The sequence below is a fragment of the Brunnivagina elsteri CCALA 953 genome, assembly GCF_002289455.1.
In the GTDB taxonomy this organism is placed as follows: Bacteria; Cyanobacteriota; Cyanobacteriia; order Cyanobacteriales; family Nostocaceae; genus Brunnivagina; species Brunnivagina elsteri.
Map to the genome: position 1 here is coordinate 1 of NZ_NTFS01000001.1, position 17553 is coordinate 17553.

Here is a 17553-nt window from a genome sequence, read left to right on the forward strand (position 1 = left end):
CTTCAAGCGCTTGCAGACAGCCTACTTGCCAACTGCGTTCCACTGCTGCGGGGATAATTTGTGTAATTGACATATCCGGGAAGGTGACACTGGTATCACCTGAGTTCGATGTATTCCCCATCCTGTAGTAGATAAATAATTAATTTACCACTGTCGTAAATCCATACTTCTGGAACACCAATGGTTCTGTACGCATCAATCGTGGTTAAAGTTGTAGGGGCGAATGGTTATTCGCCCTCTTTGATTAACAATTTGCCCTTGTAATTCACAATAAAGAGGGTTAATAAAAAAGGGTTAACAGCCGTTAACCCCTACGGTATTTTTCGTGTGATTTCTGACAATTCAAATGTTACTGTCCAGTTGTGGTGGTTGTTGTAGACTCTTGGTTTTGGGGCTCTTGGGTTGGTTGCGGTTCGGGGATGAGAGATGCACGCCAAGTACGAATTTGCTGCCTTGCTTCGCTATATGCTGCCGTATCCCGTGGAATTAATCGCGCTGTCTCAATTGCCTTTTCGACATCAGATTCAGATTGCGATCGCGCGATATCTAACAATTGTTGACTCCATTGGTCAATTGCTGGGTTGACATCGTTACGTAAGGCACTGCTATCGGAGACTTTGTTTGCCAAACGGATGGCTTCCGATAATGCATCAGGGGTTCCCCGTAATGCAATTTCCCGCGCTTTGCCCCAATTATTACGGGAGTCTACTTGTCCTTGCCAATTATTAATGGCGGATTGGGCTTCACCTGCAAGTGGTCTATTACCAGTAATTTGGTTTGCGGTTTGGATGGCTGCGGGTAAATCTCCACTACTTGCTAGTTCCCTAGCTCTATCTAAGTAAGGTTGGTCTTGGGCACGTTGAATTGTTGCTGTCCATTCGTTGATTCTTTTACGTGCTTCCGGATACAATGCTCGACCACGGCGAATTTGACTTGCTTCTGCGATCGCAGATTGTAAGGAAGTACCATCTTGAGAATATGCTAGTTGTTCGGCACGGTCTAAGAAAGGACGGTCTTGGACGGTTTGTATCTGCGCTAACCAACGACCAATTTCTTGACGGGCTTCTCTGGAACGAGGATTGTTTGCGGGCACTAACTGGGCTTCGGTAATCGCTGCTGATAAGTCTGCTATGCTACCCTGACTTGCCAATGTTCTGGCTCGATCCAACCTGGCAACATCACCGATTTCGACTTGCCAGCCAGCAATTAACTCCTGGGCTTTTTGATACACAGCCCGTTCGGGTTTGATTTGCTGTGCTTGGGCGATTGCGGATTCTAATCCGGATATGGTGCCAATCCAAGCGTTACGCTTTGCCTCGGCAATGGCGATGAAATCTTCAGTTTCGGTTTGCAAACCTCCATTGACTGGGATTTGCTGGGCAATGGAAATTGCCTCATCGGCATCGCGTTTGTCAAGTTTTTTCTCAGCGATATCGAGCATCTGACGACCAAAAACTGGAATTGCCTCCGTTGCTTTTTGGTACATATAGCTGTCAGTCGTTACCGACTGAGCTAGCTTAATTGCTTCAATAATTTTCTCAACAACTCCTGTTTTTGCTAAGTCTTCAGCTTTTGCCAGCTTATCACCGTCTTCGCGAGACTTGGTAATTAAGTCACTTAATTGCTGGTACTTAGTCGTTTCCCAATACTTATTATCTAAACGTAGCAATTTCGATGCGGTCATAAACGCTTGCTGCCAGCGAGCATTACGCATTGCCTCTTCAGTTTCTTGATAAATACTTTCGCCTTTTGCCCAAAGCGACTGCCATTTCTGGATTTGTTCTTCCACCAGTTTATATGCAGGCATGTCGTTAGGAATGCGCTTTGCGGTTGCGATCGCTTCATCTAGTTTCCCCGCTTGAAAACTCTCTGAAGCTAGCTTTAAAACATCTTTTGACCATTCTTCTAAAAAACGGTCAACTTCCGCCCGTAACGGGTGATTTTCTGGCAATCCCTTCACCAATTCCATTGCCTGCAACAAATCGTTAACGGTTTGCTTGGAAGCTGCTAACTGAGCGCAATGCATCCGCACGGAAGCACTAGCAAGCGGCCAGAAAATTGCCGGACAGTTGGGAGCAGATGGTAACTTAAACAACATTGCCATCGAAATAAATGCGATCGTTCCTGGCACAAAAGCCAACAACACAGTCCACAACACCCAACTTTTCGTCCAACGTGGCAACTTTCCAGAAATTTTACCTGTTGCCGACTGCTTACCTTGCACTTCGGTTTGTAGCAATGTTTTTCCAGATATATTTGTTTTTTCCTGCTTCACAGACTTAGCCGTTGACTTCGCATTGGGCTTGTTATTGGACTTATCATTGGACTTATCATTGGATTTATCACTTGAATCTGTACCAGGGGCAGCAGACATATTTCTTCCATTAAGTTGTTGTTTCCGGGATAGTTGGGTCAAATCATTTGACTTATTGACCGTGGCTTTTGACCAACTTTCTGGAATATCCCGCTCTGTCATCACTCACACCAAATGATTTTATAACGATCTTTTTTATTTGCGATTAAAAATTACTTCGTTGCCATCGTAACTTTCTCGTTTGCAAAAAGCTAGCACCCGCACTATCATATCTCCACAAATACCATTAATCAAAATTTCATATAGTTTATTTTTATACCTCTTTATAAGCTAAAGAATCAGCTTGTAATTCATTGATTAACTGCTCTAAATGGTCGCTACTGGCTTGATATACTGAGCCACAAAACTCACATGTTGCTTCAGCCCCATTGTCAGTGACAATCATATCTTGTAGTTCAGACTCTCCAAACAATTTCAAAGCTCTCAAAACTCCATCGAACGAGCAAGCACAATGAAAGCGTAACATTTGGGTTTCTGGGAAAATGTGAAGTCCCATATCACCCAAAATTTCCTGAAAAATTTCGCTCAAGGTTTTGCCAGCTTGCATTAATGGGGTAAAGTCTGCCAAAGCAGCCATCCGCGACTCCAAGGTTTCCACAAGAATTTCATCACGAGCAGCTTTCGGTAAAACCTGTACCAACAAACCACCTGCGGCTGTAACTCCACTTTCTTCTACAAATACACCCACAATTAAACCAGAGGGAGTTTGTTCGGAAGTTGCTAAATAATAGGCTACATCTTCACCAATTTCACCCGAAACAAGCTCTACAGTACTGGAATAAGGATAACCATAACCGATATCGCGGACGACGTAGAGAAAGCCTTTACCAACTATCCCACCAACGTCTAATTTGCCTCTGGCATTCTTTGGTAGTTCTGCGAGTGGATTACCAACGTAACCGCGCACAGTTCCATCTAAACCCGCATCTACCAATATACCACCCAGAGGACCGTCGCCTTTGATGCGGAGATTGACCCGCGAACCAGGTTTTTTCATCCCGGAAGCCATTAATAACCCGCAAGTCATTGTCCTTCCTAATGCAGCTGTGGCATCGGGGGAAAGCTTGTGTCGTTGTCGTGCTTCTTCTGTTAACCTTGTGGTGATAGCACCAACAACTCTGATACCTCCATCAGCAGCCGTAGCACGAATTAATTGATCCGCCATGAAACCCCTTACACTGCTTCATACACATTTCTTTATATTTTAGTGTGTTAGAGTAATCCAAGAAATAAATGATCCAACTGTTGATCCTGAGTCGCTATGTAATAGACAGAGATGCTTCATTGCGCTTCGCTCCATTCAGCATGACAATTGGGCACTTTTTTACTTGGAACACTCTTAGTGGTTAATACTCATTTCCCAATACCCAATGCCCAACTAGATAGTTACAATTACATACAGAACTGAACTATTACCAATTAACATGCTCGGAAATTTCCAACAAAGCCAATTACGTATCGAAGTAGAAGCAACCGCAGACGCAATCCGTAATAGTTTAATGCGTCCTGCACAACTGGAAAAATGGCTTCCTTCTGGTGGTTTTAGCACAGGAATGCCTGAAGAACTGCATCCAGGGTTGCAATTTACCAAACAAATTGGACCATTTGCGATTCAACATCAAGTAGATATTGCCACTTCCAATTCTCTGCGTTTGCTATTAAGTCAGGGAATTGATGGTTTTCATGAGTGGTATTGGGGTGAAGGTTGGGTACAGTCACGAGTTGAAGGTGTGACTATTTTCCCTCTTTCTTTGGGGCAAAGTTTGAGTTTATTGAGTTTGCGGCAGTTTTTAACAAAAAAAGATTAACCAAAAAATGTGGAGATGAGGTACGTGGGATATTTGGATTGCGATCGCCCTTGGTGTTAAGCTTGGCTTATTGCATTTCTATAGATAATAGTTATAGTGCTTCTCGTTTGGATGCAATATAAATCAGGGCAAATAAGCGAACACCAAGAAATAAATTCTTCACAATTGTAGGGATGGGGTGAGTCCACTTGGCGGTGTCGGTTTCCGTCCCCGAAGTTTGCTCAACGCGGGGAACCCGCGCACGCAACTTCTCTTCGTCAAAGTGGCGAATCCGAAGGGTCTCCCCACCCTTCCCATGATAGCGTTGGTAAGTATACGATTTGGAAATTTTATTTTTTGGAAGTCCCTAATAAATAAAAGGGCAAACAACCGTTTGCCCCTACAATATTTGTGGAAATACTGCATTTACTAGTTTCAAATCCCAGTGAACGATTTAAATTCTGTTTTGCTGCCAGAAATGCTTGATATCTGGCAAGATACTTTGAATTGGCAACCGAGCAATGCACAGCAAGCATTATTCCAACGACTCTATGAATTGGTTCTCGTCGGGAATCAAAAGCTTAACCTTACCCGCATTACCGAGGTAAATGATTTTTGGGAAAAGCATTTGTGGGATTCTATACGGGGATTTAAAGTTTGTTTAGAGGGATTGAGCAAAATGACCTCTTCTCCAAGTTCCTTATCTATGATTGATATTGGTACTGGTGCTGGTTTTCCTGGTATTCCTGCTGCGATAGTAATTCCCTATAGTCAAGTTGATTTACTTGATTCAACTCAGAAAAAACTTACTTTTATCGATCAAGTGATAGGGGAACTCAAGTTAGATAATGTGAAAACTGTTATTGGTAGGGCAGAAGAGGTTGGACAATTGCGTTCATTTCGTCAGCAGTACAATGTAGCTTTAATTCGTGCTGTAGCTTCTGCTACAGTTTGCGCTGAATATTCTTTACCTTTGCTCAAAAAAGGCGGTTTGGCAATTATTTATCGCGGAACTTGGACGGATGAGGAAAATTCTGCTTTGGAAAATGCTATATCGGGATTAGGTGGAAAAATTGAATGTATCGATAAATTTGAAACACCTTTAACTAATAGTACTCGTCATTGTTTACATGTACGAAAAATAGCACACACTCCCGCAGAATATCCCCGTGCGATCGGTATACCAACCCAATATCCACTTTAGGAGACTTCCAGAAAATAAAATATTCCAACTATAAATTTATTCAGTTGTATTATTGCATGAGTGAGGGTGGGAAGACCCCACCCCTACGTTAATTAAATAAACGGAATATTAATTGTTTTCCATCAACTTGATGTTGGAGAAAATAAATTCTTGAACCGATGGTTTGCCATCAATATCGGTAGTAATTTCACGACGATTGAGGATGGAGTATTTACCTACTTTTTCATATTCGTCAACGAAATCGCTTTTTCCACCCTTTTGTTCGCCAGTTTTGGGGTCATGATACACGGAGTCATAAGTATGAGATAAATAACCTTCACCAGTTTCATGGCTGCTAAAGGTGTTGATTGTGACAACTACGCCGTGAATATGACGATGAACCAAACAGACTTCATTGTTGCGAAGTTTATATTTATCACCTTCAGCTTTGCCACCCATTAAAATCTCTACAGCACCATCCGCATCGGTAGCACCATAGCGGAAAATGTTTTCACCGTGGGTTTGTTCAAAAGCACGACGAACGCGGTGAACTGCGATTTCCCAAGCTTGTCCGTGGATGGCTTTTTGTGCTTCTTCATCTTCCACGTTTAACACTTCTGCTTTGAGGTTAGTACTAATTTTTACCTGCCCTTTATATTCTTTCCCGTCATATTTATACTTAATATCCGCAGTATATCCAGGAAATTCTTTGTCCCAGGTGTAGCGATTGTCGTATGCAGCACGGAATAGTTCTTGGGCAGATACTTGTGTTGCTGTCATGTCAATTCTCCTATAGACGGTTCTTTGTGGTAGCTTTTTACTTGCTTCTCTCATTAGCATAGAAGTAATGACTCAAATAGCCTAGACCCCAACTGGGTACACATATGGCAAATTCCCTGCAAAACCTGTTAAGTGCGATCGCATCTTCCACAAATGAACAAGAATTACAAATTGCGATCGTGGAGACGGTTGGTGAGTATTTTTACGTGCAACGCTGGGGGATTTACCTTTTCGATGAACAACCGCAAGTTAGGGTAAATGCCCAAGGTTTTCCCGATATTGCTAACAGTATTCCGGAAATTTGCTTGCGGGGCAATCCTGTGGGAAAGTATGTTGTCGAGCGTCATGCACCAGCCCACGAGCAGTTAATATTACCTGGTGGGGATTGGAAGGATTTTTGTTCGCGAGATGACCACGCGCATGTTATGAGTGGTCCTATTGTCGCTGATGGTTGTCTTGTGGGTACGTTAAATTTAGCACGAGCTACGGGAAATCCGGCTTTTACAGCGAATGATTTAGCGGATTTGAGCGCTTTGTGCTTACATTTGTCGGCAAAGTTAGCATCTTTAAGAGCGAAATCGCAAGTCACATTAAATAATTCAGCTTTAGCAAGTCGATTAACGAAACGGGAATTAGAAATCGCGGAATTGGTTGCTCAAGGGTTAACAAACGCTGAAATTGGAGAAAAACTTTGGATTACGCAAAATTCTGTGAAACAAGCGTTAAAGCGGATGTTTCGTAAATTGGAGGTATCAGCAAGGGCGGAAATGGTAGCCAAATTACAAGAGATTTTATCGCCAAACATTGGATAAAATAAATTTTAAGTTCGAGTATTTAAGCTCAAGTCAATAACTAAAGTAAAATATTAATTAACTATTATTGATAATACCTGAAAAGATGATTATATAAGCTTTCATTCTTTTGCTTTTTTACTTTTATCTTGTCCTATTGGGGTTATTTTTCGCCATGTTCTTAATGCCAGAGTCAGCTAAAACTATTAAAATTTTTGTTGCTTACTCTCCTTCAAATCAAGATAAGCAATTAAAACAACTTTTAGAAAAGCAATTAAAGACACTGCAAGATAAAAATGTAGTGATTTACTGGTATCATCATCAAAAAAATGAAAGTTTAGATAATTCGGGAAATATTCCTGAGGATGCATTAGGTTGCGATACTTCAGAGGAGTTGTCCGATTTTTTGCTGTATGAAAATTTTTATCAATTACAGACTGCTGATGTGATTGTGTTGTTGGTTAGTGGCGATTTTTTGACTTTAATTCAAAATGAGATTGATTGGAATAGCGAAATAAGTAAACTCAGAGAAAAACACCAACTAGGAGAAATTGTTGCAATTCCAATACTTGTAGACAAGACTCAAGGTTGGCAGAAATTATTAGGTAATTTTACCCCTTTACCAAAAAATGGAATGCCTGTTCAAAATTGGCAGAATCCTGATGCTGCCTTTACCGATATTTTTCAAGATATAGAGGCAGTCGTGGAAGAAATCAGAGAATATAACGAACGTTTGCAAGAATATAGATATAGTTTTGCAAATGCCATTAGGGAAAAATTCCCACTGAGCAATCAAGCTGTGAAGAATTTAAATGATATCCAGAAAAAATTACTGCTAAAAAATTCAGACTTACAATTAGTTGAAACAGAAATAACTGCCCAGATTAGACAAGAGCATGATTATAAAATACAACAATATCGACAAGAACTAATTCATTTTTTAGGTAATCGAAAAAATCAAAAAAAAATAGTAGCAGAAGACAGGAGAAATTTAAAACTGATTCAAGAATATCTGGGATTAAATGATGAAGATGTCATCAAAATTGAACAATCAGTTTTGGAAACAAAAGCGACAAAAGACATCAAAAATTTGTTTGCGATCGCATCCCAATCTGCTCTGAAAATTTTTGCGATTGCGCTGATAATTGCCAGTGCTGCATCAATCACATTTTTTCTCAGACTAAATGCAAATAATCAAGCTCAGAGATTTATCGCACAAGCAGAAAGTAAGTTTAAAAAAGCCGATTATCAAGGAGCAGTAACAGATTTTACACAAGCAATTAAAAGTCAGCCTCAAAATATTGATGCCTATATTGGACGTGGAAATGCTCTCTCCTATCTCAAAGATTACCAAGCAGCTATTCAAGATTATACGCAAGTAATAAACATGCCTTCCGAGTCTGCGATCGCTTATATGAATCGTGCCGTAGTTAAATGCACATTGGGAGAACAAAAAGCCGCAAATCAAGATTATCAAAAAGCTGCAAAAATATATAAGGAATTAGGTGCATTAAATGATATGCAGAAAGCTTTGGAAAGGTTGAATAATCTCCAAGTCTGTTTACCTACAAAGTCATAAATAGTTATTTATCAAAGTTAGGAATATAAATAAGATACAGCAGTTCTCAATTGAGTTGAAATACAGTTTGAGGATACTGTAGGTGAACTCACGGTTGTTTGCCCTGATTTATATTTTATCCAAATGAGAATTGCTATAAATATATAAATATTTTAGTATAGCAGCGAACAAAGCAACTACATATAGTTAGAGAAATATTAAGATTATGCCAAATTAAAGCTAGTTTGTGACGCTCTTCACTTGGAAATAGTAATTTAATTTTGATAACTTGATAAAGTTGGAATTTAAAACCTTGGCTTTAACAACTTAAAAATCAAGGTGTTTGTATGTTGCATTGATTGAGCAAAAGTGGAAACTAAGTCCGAATTTTTGTGCATTTAAAAAACAAAATCGTAGTTCTTCAATCACTCAAATATGGAACACATGAACCAGAAAAAATTATGCTCTGTTGTTGTTTTGTTAACAACTTTTTTAGGAATATCTTCAACTGCTAGTAACGCAACAGTTCCCAAAGCTACATCTTCTCAAAGAATATCATTTGAGAATACTGTTAATACTGAAAATCCTCAGGATGTCAGTAAAAATATCACTCTAAAACCTGTCATTACTCAAGTTCATTCCCATGAATTAACAGGCTTTCCAGCAACAACTTTGTATATCCGAAATATTCCCTTTCTTACCTTTATTGCTGAAAAGGCTGCAAATGTAGATAATAAAAATCCTACTGAAAGGGCAAATATTATTGCATCTAAAATAAATCAGTTAGCCTTTAACAAAGTTGACGCAAATCAAATCAAAGTAAGCGTGAAAGAAAACCGCTATATCATTACAATTGACGGTGAAGAACTGGTAGAAATCAATAATTATACTCGATTACCTGACACCACTAAAAATCTCGCACAAGACGCATTACAAGCCACAAATCGCTTGCGAAGACTTATTGGTGGTGCTAATCCTCTAAACCAAATAGATGGTGTTGCTTCTATTCCAAAAAAAACGCAGGAAGTTAGTATTATTGAACCAAAATTATCAATTGAAAAACCAATCAAGCCTAAAATAAAGCGTAAAATATCGCAGCAACAGTCAAAGCCACAAGAACCGACTACAAAACCGCAACGTATCCCTAAATCACTACGACGTAAGCAAGTAACCCAAGGGAATCGGGAAAAAACCCGTTTTTCGTCAAGTGGGATGGCTTCTTATTATGGTTCAGAAAGTGGTTCTCGCACCGCAACAGGGGAAAGATTCAATCCTTACGCTCTTACCGCAGCACATCGAACACTTCCATTTGGTACAAGAATTCGCGTTACCAATCTCTGGAATGGTCGTTCTGTAATTCTACGAGTTAACGATCGCGGTCCTTTTATTCGCGGTAGAATCGTTGATGTTTCTTATGGTGCTGCTAGACAATTAGGGATGATTGGTAGTGGTGTCGCATCGGTCAAAATAGAAATTTTGGGTTAAGATCAAAATATTAAAGACTGTAAGGGCATAGAGTTTGTTTCTTGCTAGTACGGCTATTTGCCCTTATTGTCTTTGATTACAGGGTTCTCAAGTTAAAATTTTGATTTTTCGTTTGCTTTGCACAGACTTCTACCCAACTTCCAGCTACAAAAGTAATTGACGGGCGATCGCCAGAAATGGGATAACCTAGCATATGGAATTCTTAACTATACTTCTATCCAGTCTGCTGGGTTTAATTTCTTCTGTTGGACTTGTTGTCGATCGCACTGCTGAAGATGCTATTCGTTCCCAATTCGCCAAAGCCGAACAGTTACAAGTACGTGTAGACAATGCCCCAACGCATCAATTACTACAAGGGAAAATAGATCGGGTGCGAATTGCCGGACGTTCGCTACAATTAAAGCATTCCCATATTCGCATCGCCGTTTTTGAGCTAGAAACCGACAGAATTGAACTCGATACTCGTACTATTGGTAAAAAACGACCGAAGTTCAAACGACCTTTACAAGCGGGTTTACGCTTGGTTTTAACTGAAGCAGATGTAAATAAAGTTTTACAGTCTCCGGAATTTTTATCCCGTCTGCGAAAACTGAATATAATTTCTGCAAATCTCACAAATAAGGACTCTAACCCCGTATACCGTTTTGTCAATCCTAGAGTAAAATTTTTAACCAATCAACGTGTCAATTTACAAGTAGAAATACAGGAGGATGGTAATAGTGAATCGGTAGTTGTAAATCTGGAAACAGGATTAGATATAGTTGCAGGACGAAAATTACAGCTAGTTCAACCAATTGCAAAAGTGAACGAGGAAGAAGTACCTCCTCGATTCTTAAATGCTATAGTAAGCAACCTCAATCAATGCTTGGATTTGCGTAACTTAGAAACTGAAGGTTTATTAATGCGAATTATAAAATTAAAAATGAAACCGGGCAAACTAGAAATTGGTACTTTTGTCAGAATTGAACCGTCTTCAAAATTCTTAGAAACTATCAGATTTTAAGTTCTGTCGTAAGTCAGGTTTACCCCTCACACATACATTGATTTAGCTACAAGGAAGGTCTGGTAATATGAGAGATGAGCAGAGAAATAATCGTATCTCTTCAGGTGTAATTGCTGCTGTATCGGCTGCGGTTGTAGCTGTGAGTGGAGGAGTTGCTTGGTTTACTTGGAACACGATTAATAGTCAAAATTCAACCGTTAACAATCCTGTAAAAGTAAATCCTGCTAATCCTCCGAAGAGAAATATTGCGAACGAACGCACAGCAGAAATTTATTTGCTTAAGGATACAGGAAAAAAATTTGAATTAGTTGCTTTACCAGTGGAAGTTGCAGCAACCAAAGATAAACCAAATGAATTTTTAGAAGCTGCTTTTGGCAGTTTGCTCACAGCAAAAAATGATGGTGATACTAGTAGCGTCATTCCATCTGGAACCAAAATTTTAGATGTAAAAGTTGAAAACGACGCTATTCGCGTCGATTTATCAAATGAATTTACAAGTGGTGGTGGTAGTGCCTCTATGACTGGACGTGTGGGACAAGTTGTTTATACTGCTACTAGCCTGAATAATAATGCGAAGGTTTACATTAATGTCAATGGTAAGGAACTTGATGTATTAGGTGGAGAAGGATTGGAATTAGAACAACCCTTAACTCGTGAAAGTTTTAAGAAAAATTATCAGCTTTAGTTGATGGGGTAATGGTTAGCGGTTAATGATTCATGATTAATGGGTAATGGGTAATTGTTAGTAGGGAATAACTAATAACTCATAACTTAGTAACTCATAACTCATAACCAATACCCTATTTTGTATTTAATATGCGAAAATTCTGGGCTTGTTGCTCAAGTCTAGTTGCGAGGCGATCGCACACTCGATTACACAAATCAAAAATCATGTCATCCTCAACTCGGTAATAAGCACAAGTGCCTTCACTGCGACGACTCAAAATCCCAGCTTGCCACATTACCTTTAAATGTTTGGACACGTTCGCTTGAGAAGTCTGTGTTGCCTCCACCAATTCTTGTACGCACTTTTCATCATCCCGCAGTAAATGCAACAGTCGCAAGCGCATAGGCTCGCTCAGTAAGCTGAAGTACTCAGCTATTTGTTGCACAACTTCTGGCGGCATAGGCAACATTTGCTTCATTATTAATTGACCCGCAAGAACTAAACTGAAACTATTAGAAATTTAAACGGTTAGCTATTGAGTTTACATACATTGATAGTTCCTAAAACAATTGATACTTATACCATTAATTTCAGTTTGCAAGCAACCTTGCTGAGTAAACTACCAAAACCCTACTTCCTCAAGCTGTTAATACTTGAGGAAAACCTTTGTATGTTAAATATCGAGCAATGCTAATCCGCATCGGCGTTTAAAATAGTACCATTTTTGCTTATGTACAATCTATGTATGAGCAAATAAGCTCTAAAGCTGTGTTTATATATGATATTGGCGAATTATAATTATTTTTTCAGACCGCATATTCTTGTTCGATGTGGTGTAAAAACAAGGTTGCTAGTCTGAAAAATGTTTGTTTGATATGGCAGCAAACTTGGCGCAATTAATTAAAATCCTGGTTTTGTCTACCAATTTAATTAATCTCTTGTGGAGATATTGCGCGAATTTTCGGCTACCTAATCAGGATTTATTCTTACCAACGGTTGTCCGTACTCCACTGGTTCGCCATTCTGCACCAAAATTTCTACAACTTGACCAGATATTTCAGTTTCGATTTCGTTCATTAGCTTCATTGCTTCGATGATACAAACCGTATCACCTTTACGAACTCGACCACCTACCTCAATAAATGGGGCTTCTCCCGGTGCAGAGGAGCGATAAAATGTCCCTACCATTGGTGATGGCACCTCAACATATTTTGATTCAATGGCGCTTGGAGGATGGGGGGAAGGCGAAACATCCACGCTACGATTAGCTGATGCCTCTGTAAGGGGAGGTGACACCACAATAGGTGGTGTCAGAGCATTGATAGCCAATCCCGACCCTTCCACGCCCCCTAACCCCGCTTGCCCCACGGACAATAGTTGATGAGGAACGCTAACAGCTTTACGTACTGTTATCTCAAAGTCACCGCTTTTGAGGGTTACTTCTGCAATATCTGTTTGTGCAATAGTTGTCAATAATTGGCGGATTTCATTAAAGTCCAATGGCACAGTTTTTATTACCTCATGCAATTAGTACGATTCAAAGACATATTCATAAAATAGAATCGCAGTCGGGGCTGGGAGTTTCCTATTTTGAAAGAGGAAATCGGGATTTGCTCTTTTACTGCCTACTCAGTAGGGAGTGTCAACTAAGCTACTCCCTACCCATATATTTATCGTCGCGTGTATCAACACGGATGCGTTCGCCTTGGGTGATAAACAAAGGTACCATTACCATCGCCCCAGTTTCCAGCTTTGCTGGCTTACTGCCACCCGTTGCTGTATCACCTTTTACACCTGGGTCTGTCTCAATAATTTCGAGAACTACTGAGTTCGGAAGTTCAACTTCCAAGACTTGTTCGCCCCAGCGAATGACGCTAGCTTCCATACCTTCCTTAAGATACTTGACTTTATCGCCAATTTGTGCAGTGGTAAGTCGTCCTTCCTCATAGCTTTCCATATCCATAAAAACGTATTCCTCACCTTCTTTGTAGGTGTGTTGCATGACGCTTTTTTCGAGATTAGCTTGAGGTAAGGTTTCGCCGGCACGGAAGGTTTTTTCAATAGTATTCCCGGTTTGAACGTTTTTCAGCTTTGTGCGGACAAATGCTGCGCCTTTACCAGGTTTAACATGAAGGAATTCTGTAACCCGCCATACGGAGCCGTCTATTACAATCGAAACACCAGGTCGAAAGTCGTTGCTGGAAATCATGAAACTTTCTTTCTTTTTGAAGACAATCGGCATTTATTGTACCGCTCAAGCGGTGGATTTTGTCAGTTGAGGTGATTGAATTAATGGAAAAGGTGGTTTTTGTAGTGGTGGGTCAAAGTAGGATAAGGGAAAAATGCGATCGCATAAGTATTGTATTTATCTGTAAATCCCTGGTTTTGACTGGCAAAAATCCCTAACTAAGGAAAAATTGCCAAAATGCCGAATTTATAGTTGTTTGGTGATTTTATATTCTAAATTTTATACTACTGTTGTTGAATGTAGCTTAATTACTGCGGGTGAAGAAGATTGCCGCGAGAACTATTAGACTAGACAAGGTTAAGGGAACCCAGAGATTGGGTAAATCGGAAGGATTCATTTTTGGGTATTCGTGGTAATTTGTTTGATTTTAGCGATAATGCTGAGATTAGTAATTCATGCAATTAGTGAATATTAAATTACGTGTATTCACTCAAGCGACTTATATTTATTTGCCGCCATCATGTAAGGATACCAGCCAAGTTTATAAACAATTATTGACTGGTTGAATTTAATTACACAGTGGAGAGTATAGAGTTTTATGGAAACTTATTTAAGTCATGGTTGTGATGGAGATAATGTTGTCTACCTGCAAGAATGTTTAAATAGTTTTGGTTATGATTTAGACGTTGATGGCATTTTTGGTGATGACACTCAAGAGGCTGTTGAGGATTTCCAGTCTGCCCAAGGTTTGGAAGCTGACGGTATTGTTGGATCGATGACTTGGGATGCTATTCAAAATATACTTGCAAGTTTTGAACCTGCCTGTTAATTATTATTAATTTTTGTCTCCGTATTTCAAATATAAAGTAGCCATTCTGATTAATTTTAGAATGGTTTTTTATTATTTTATTGCGCTGCCAAAGTCTCAATTTGCGAGATAATTTTCCTATACAGCAGTGCTGAGTAGGGGAAAGTATTGTGACATCTCCAGACATCGTAATTTGGTTACAGGAACGCACACCTTTAGGGATTTTAGCGGATGAGGTGTTAGGTGCGATCGCATCTGAGATGACTGAAAAAATCGTTCCTTCTGATACAGAAATAGTAATTGAGGGTACTTTACCGGAAGCTCTTTACATAATTAAACAAGGACGAATTGAAGCAACTAGCAATAACTCCAAAAATCCAGCTTTGTGCTGTGGTTTGCTTCCTGGTACGGCAATTAACCTCAAGGAATTACTTTTAAATGAAATTGCCCCAAGTACAATTAAAACCCTGACTGAATGCCACTTATGGGTTGTTTCTGCGGCAAAATTCGCTGAAATCACGAATCAATATCCAGAAATTGCTCAATTTGTATCTCGTTTGCTGGCAGCAGAACTGGCACAATTAGCTTCAGCGTTCACATATGAGCAGGAACGTTCTTTGGAATTGCGTCCTTATCTTGTTACGAAAGCGCAACGGGGTATAGTCGGTTCGAGTCGTTATGCAGTAAAGTTACGCGAACAAATTCGTGAAGCTGCAAATAATCGCAAATCGGTGTTAGTTTTTGGTGAACCTGGTTTAGAAAAAGATAATATTGCGGCTTTAATTCATTATGGTTCAGCTTCCCGTCGCGAACCAATTATTAAAATTAATTGTGGAATTTTACAAGTAAGTGGAGCCGATTTATTTGGTAGGGTTGGTGGTAAACCGGGATTGTTGGAGTATTTGGGAAATGGGACTTTAATTCTGAATAATATTCAAGAATTGCCAAAAGAGTTATTACCCGCAGTGACAAATTTACTGCAAACAAACACTTTTACACCTGTTAGCCGTTCTGGTGAAACAGTTGCAGAATCTCGCATTAGTAATGTCCGCATAATTATTGTATCGGAAAAGACGATTTCAGCAATTAAACGCAGGATTGAATATGCAATCAAAGTACCACCTTTAAGGGTGCGAAAGGCTGACATTCGCTCACAAATCGAATATTACATTAGTTTGTATGCCCGTTCTAGGGGTTTGACAAAACCTGCTGTGACACCAGAAGCCTTACGTCGCTTACAATCCTATGATTTCCCTGGCAATTTGAAGGAATTAGAAAGTCTTGTCGAGCGTGCGATCGTTCAAGCTGAAAATAATCGAGAACTCACTGAGGAGATTTTTTGGGCTGTAGAAACGAAGAAAAAACGGTTTCGCGTTAATTTGCTGAATATTTATCCAGGTTTACGGAGATTTTTACGCAGTGATTGGTATCCTGACAAAATTAATTATGGAATTACGACAATTGGATTTGCTTTTATTCTTGTAGTGTTATTTTTAGGACCACAAACAAGGGATAAAAACTTTGTTTTGAATATATTTTGGGATTGGTGGTGGGCTGGATTCCTGTTTCTATTTCCCTTTTTAGGACGAATTTGGTGTGCATTTTGTCCGTTTATGATTTATGGTGAAATTACCCAGAAGTTATCTTTAAAATTGTTTCCTCGCCATTTGAAAAAGTGGCAAAGGGAGAAAGCAGAAAAGTGGGGTGGATGGTTTCTTTTTGGTTTCTTTTCTTTAATTTTTTTGTGGGAAGAACTTTGGAATCTGGAAGATACGGCTTATCTTTCGGGTTGTTTGCTGCTATTAATTACTGCTGGTGCGGTTCTATTTTCTGTCCTGTTTGAACGGCGGTTTTGGTGTCGTTATTTATGTCCAATTGGTGGGATGAATGGGTTATTTGCTAAGTTATCGATGACTGAATTAAGGGCGCAGCAAGGTATTTGTTCGGCAACTTGTACTACCTATCAATGTTATAAAGGTGGTGTTGCAAAAGGTGAGGGAATGGAAACAAATGGTTGTCCTTTATATTCCCATCCCGCACAGTTGCAAGATAACCGCGATTGTGTTTTGTGTATGACTTGTTTGAAAGCATGTCCCCATCGTTCGGTTGAGTTTAATTTGCGTCCTCCGGGAATTGAATTGTGGACAACTCATGTAGCTCGAAGTTATGAAGTTGCATTATTATTTTTACTTTTGGGTGGGATATTTCTCCATCGCTTACCGGAAATGAAAGTTTGGTTGAATTTTAATTTTAATTTAAGTTTTGATTTAAGTTTTGATTTAACTAATTTTTGGCAACATTTAGTTTTATCTTTATTGGCTTTGATGATTCCAGTTACTGTACCTTTTATTGCTTACGGTTTAATGTTGGGGTTTTGTTGGTTGAAGAATAAAATAAATAAGAACATAAACAATCAAAACCGCAGATTAACGCGGATGAACGCAGATGGAACATCTATTTCTATTGCTGTTGTTAAGGATAATTTAATTAAACCTAGAAAATTTGTGGAATTGTCTTATGGCTATTTACCATTAGTATTGGGTGGTAATTTAGCCCATTATTTACGTTTAGCATTGGGAGAAGGTGGAAAAATTTTACCTGTGGCTTTTACTACTTTTGGTTTGAATGGGAGTTCTCTGCCTATATTGGTAGCACATCCTGCTGTGATTAGTTTTTTGCAGGGAATAACTTTGGTTTTTGCTGTTTTATGTTCGGTGATATTAACTCAAAAAATTGCTCGTCAATCTTTGCGGAGTTTATTATTACAGCATCTAGCAATAATTATTTTAGGAGTTAGTATGTGGGCTATTATTGTGTAGATGTAAATTCAGTAATTTGTTCTTCAAAGCCTAGAAGTCTTTCTATACAAAATTAAACCTAATCAATATATCTCGATAGATTTAAATCGCGATCGCATAATTCAACTTAT

The 17553-nt window shown here is 39.2% G+C and carries 16 protein-coding genes; 9 read left to right on the forward strand and 7 right to left on the reverse strand.

The features are described from left to right. Positions 1-349: 349 nt before the first annotated feature. Both CK510_RS00010 and hslO read right to left on the reverse strand, forming a co-directional pair. Positions 350-2476: a chromosome segregation ATPase gene (locus tag CK510_RS00010; RefSeq protein WP_095719713.1), complete on the reverse strand. Its 2127-nt coding sequence runs from the start codon at positions 2474-2476 to the stop codon at positions 350-352. Positions 2477-2627: 151 nt separating this feature from the next. Next, positions 2628-3539, reverse strand: coding sequence for an Hsp33 family molecular chaperone HslO (hslO, locus tag CK510_RS00015; RefSeq protein ID WP_095719714.1), 912 nt, complete (start codon positions 3537-3539; stop codon positions 2628-2630). A gap of 259 nt (positions 3540-3798) precedes the next feature. On the opposite strand from hslO, the gene CK510_RS00020 reads away from it, so the two are divergent. Then, on the forward strand, positions 3799-4182 hold the full coding sequence (locus CK510_RS00020; RefSeq protein ID WP_095719715.1) for a hypothetical protein: 384 nt from the start codon (positions 3799-3801) through the stop codon (positions 4180-4182). Between the two features lie 91 nt (positions 4183-4273). Here the strand turns inward: CK510_RS00020 and CK510_RS32490 are convergent, their stop codons facing one another. Next, on the reverse strand, positions 4274-4429 hold the full coding sequence (locus CK510_RS32490) for a hypothetical protein (protein WP_211293051.1): 156 nt from the start codon (positions 4427-4429) through the stop codon (positions 4274-4276). A 210-nt stretch (positions 4430-4639) separates the two neighbouring features. Here CK510_RS32490 and rsmG point away from each other — a divergent pair, with 210 nt between their 5' ends. After that, a complete protein-coding gene (gene rsmG / locus CK510_RS00025) occupies positions 4640-5365 on the forward strand; it encodes a 16S rRNA (guanine(527)-N(7))-methyltransferase RsmG (RefSeq protein WP_211293057.1) in 726 nt (241 codons plus the stop codon). 108 nt (positions 5366-5473) lie between these two features. On the opposite strand, the gene CK510_RS00030 is transcribed toward rsmG, so the two are convergent. Continuing rightward, positions 5474-6124 carry a DUF3386 domain-containing protein gene (locus CK510_RS00030; RefSeq protein ID WP_095719717.1) on the reverse strand — a complete coding sequence of 217 codons (651 nt, stop codon included), beginning with the start codon at positions 6122-6124 and terminating at the stop codon, positions 5474-5476. 104 nt (positions 6125-6228) lie between these two features. Here CK510_RS00030 and CK510_RS00035 point away from each other — a divergent pair, with 104 nt between their 5' ends. The 5 genes from CK510_RS00035 to CK510_RS00055 all read left to right on the forward strand — a co-directional run bounded on the left by CK510_RS00035 (position 6229) and on the right by CK510_RS00055 (position 11646). Next, a complete protein-coding gene (locus tag CK510_RS00035; RefSeq protein WP_095719718.1) occupies positions 6229-6936 on the forward strand; it encodes a LuxR C-terminal-related transcriptional regulator in 708 nt (235 codons plus the stop codon). Between the two features lie 163 nt (positions 6937-7099). Beyond that, positions 7100-8494, forward strand: coding sequence for a tetratricopeptide repeat protein (locus tag CK510_RS00040; RefSeq protein WP_095719719.1), 1395 nt, complete (start codon positions 7100-7102; stop codon positions 8492-8494). A gap of 423 nt (positions 8495-8917) precedes the next feature. Then, positions 8918-9958, forward strand: a complete 1041-nt coding sequence (locus tag CK510_RS00045) for a septal ring lytic transglycosylase RlpA family protein (RefSeq protein WP_095719720.1) — start codon at positions 8918-8920, stop codon at positions 9956-9958. 193 nt (positions 9959-10151) lie between these two features. Then, positions 10152-10961, forward strand: a complete 810-nt coding sequence (locus CK510_RS00050) for an LmeA family phospholipid-binding protein (protein WP_095719721.1) — start codon at positions 10152-10154, stop codon at positions 10959-10961. Positions 10962-11028: 67 nt separating this feature from the next. After that, a complete protein-coding gene (locus tag CK510_RS00055; RefSeq protein WP_095719722.1) occupies positions 11029-11646 on the forward strand; it encodes a GerMN domain-containing protein in 618 nt (205 codons plus the stop codon). 115 nt (positions 11647-11761) lie between these two features. Here the strand turns inward: CK510_RS00055 and CK510_RS00060 are convergent, their stop codons facing one another. From CK510_RS00060 to efp, 3 genes are all read right to left on the reverse strand, one after another. Then, on the reverse strand, positions 11762-12106 hold the full coding sequence (locus CK510_RS00060; RefSeq protein WP_095719723.1) for an ArsR/SmtB family transcription factor: 345 nt from the start codon (positions 12104-12106) through the stop codon (positions 11762-11764). 491 nt (positions 12107-12597) lie between these two features. After that, the gene (gene accB, locus CK510_RS00065; protein WP_095719724.1) at positions 12598-13134 is read right to left on the reverse strand and encodes an acetyl-CoA carboxylase biotin carboxyl carrier protein; all 537 of its coding nucleotides are present in this window, start codon (positions 13132-13134) and stop codon (positions 12598-12600) included. Between the two features lie 145 nt (positions 13135-13279). Continuing rightward, entirely contained in the window at positions 13280-13837 is a 558-nt protein-coding gene (gene efp / locus CK510_RS00070) for an elongation factor P (RefSeq protein ID WP_095719760.1), read from the reverse strand. A gap of 577 nt (positions 13838-14414) precedes the next feature. Here efp and CK510_RS00075 point away from each other — a divergent pair. Together CK510_RS00075 and CK510_RS00080 are read left to right on the forward strand one after the other, a co-directional pair. Beyond that, complete coding sequence (locus CK510_RS00075) at positions 14415-14645, forward strand: peptidoglycan-binding domain-containing protein (protein WP_095719725.1); 231 nt, start codon at positions 14415-14417, stop codon at positions 14643-14645. A gap of 149 nt (positions 14646-14794) precedes the next feature. Beyond that, the gene (locus CK510_RS00080) at positions 14795-17443 is read left to right on the forward strand and encodes a sigma 54-interacting transcriptional regulator (protein WP_211293052.1); all 2649 of its coding nucleotides are present in this window, start codon (positions 14795-14797) and stop codon (positions 17441-17443) included. The last annotated feature ends 110 nt before the right edge of the window (positions 17444-17553 follow it).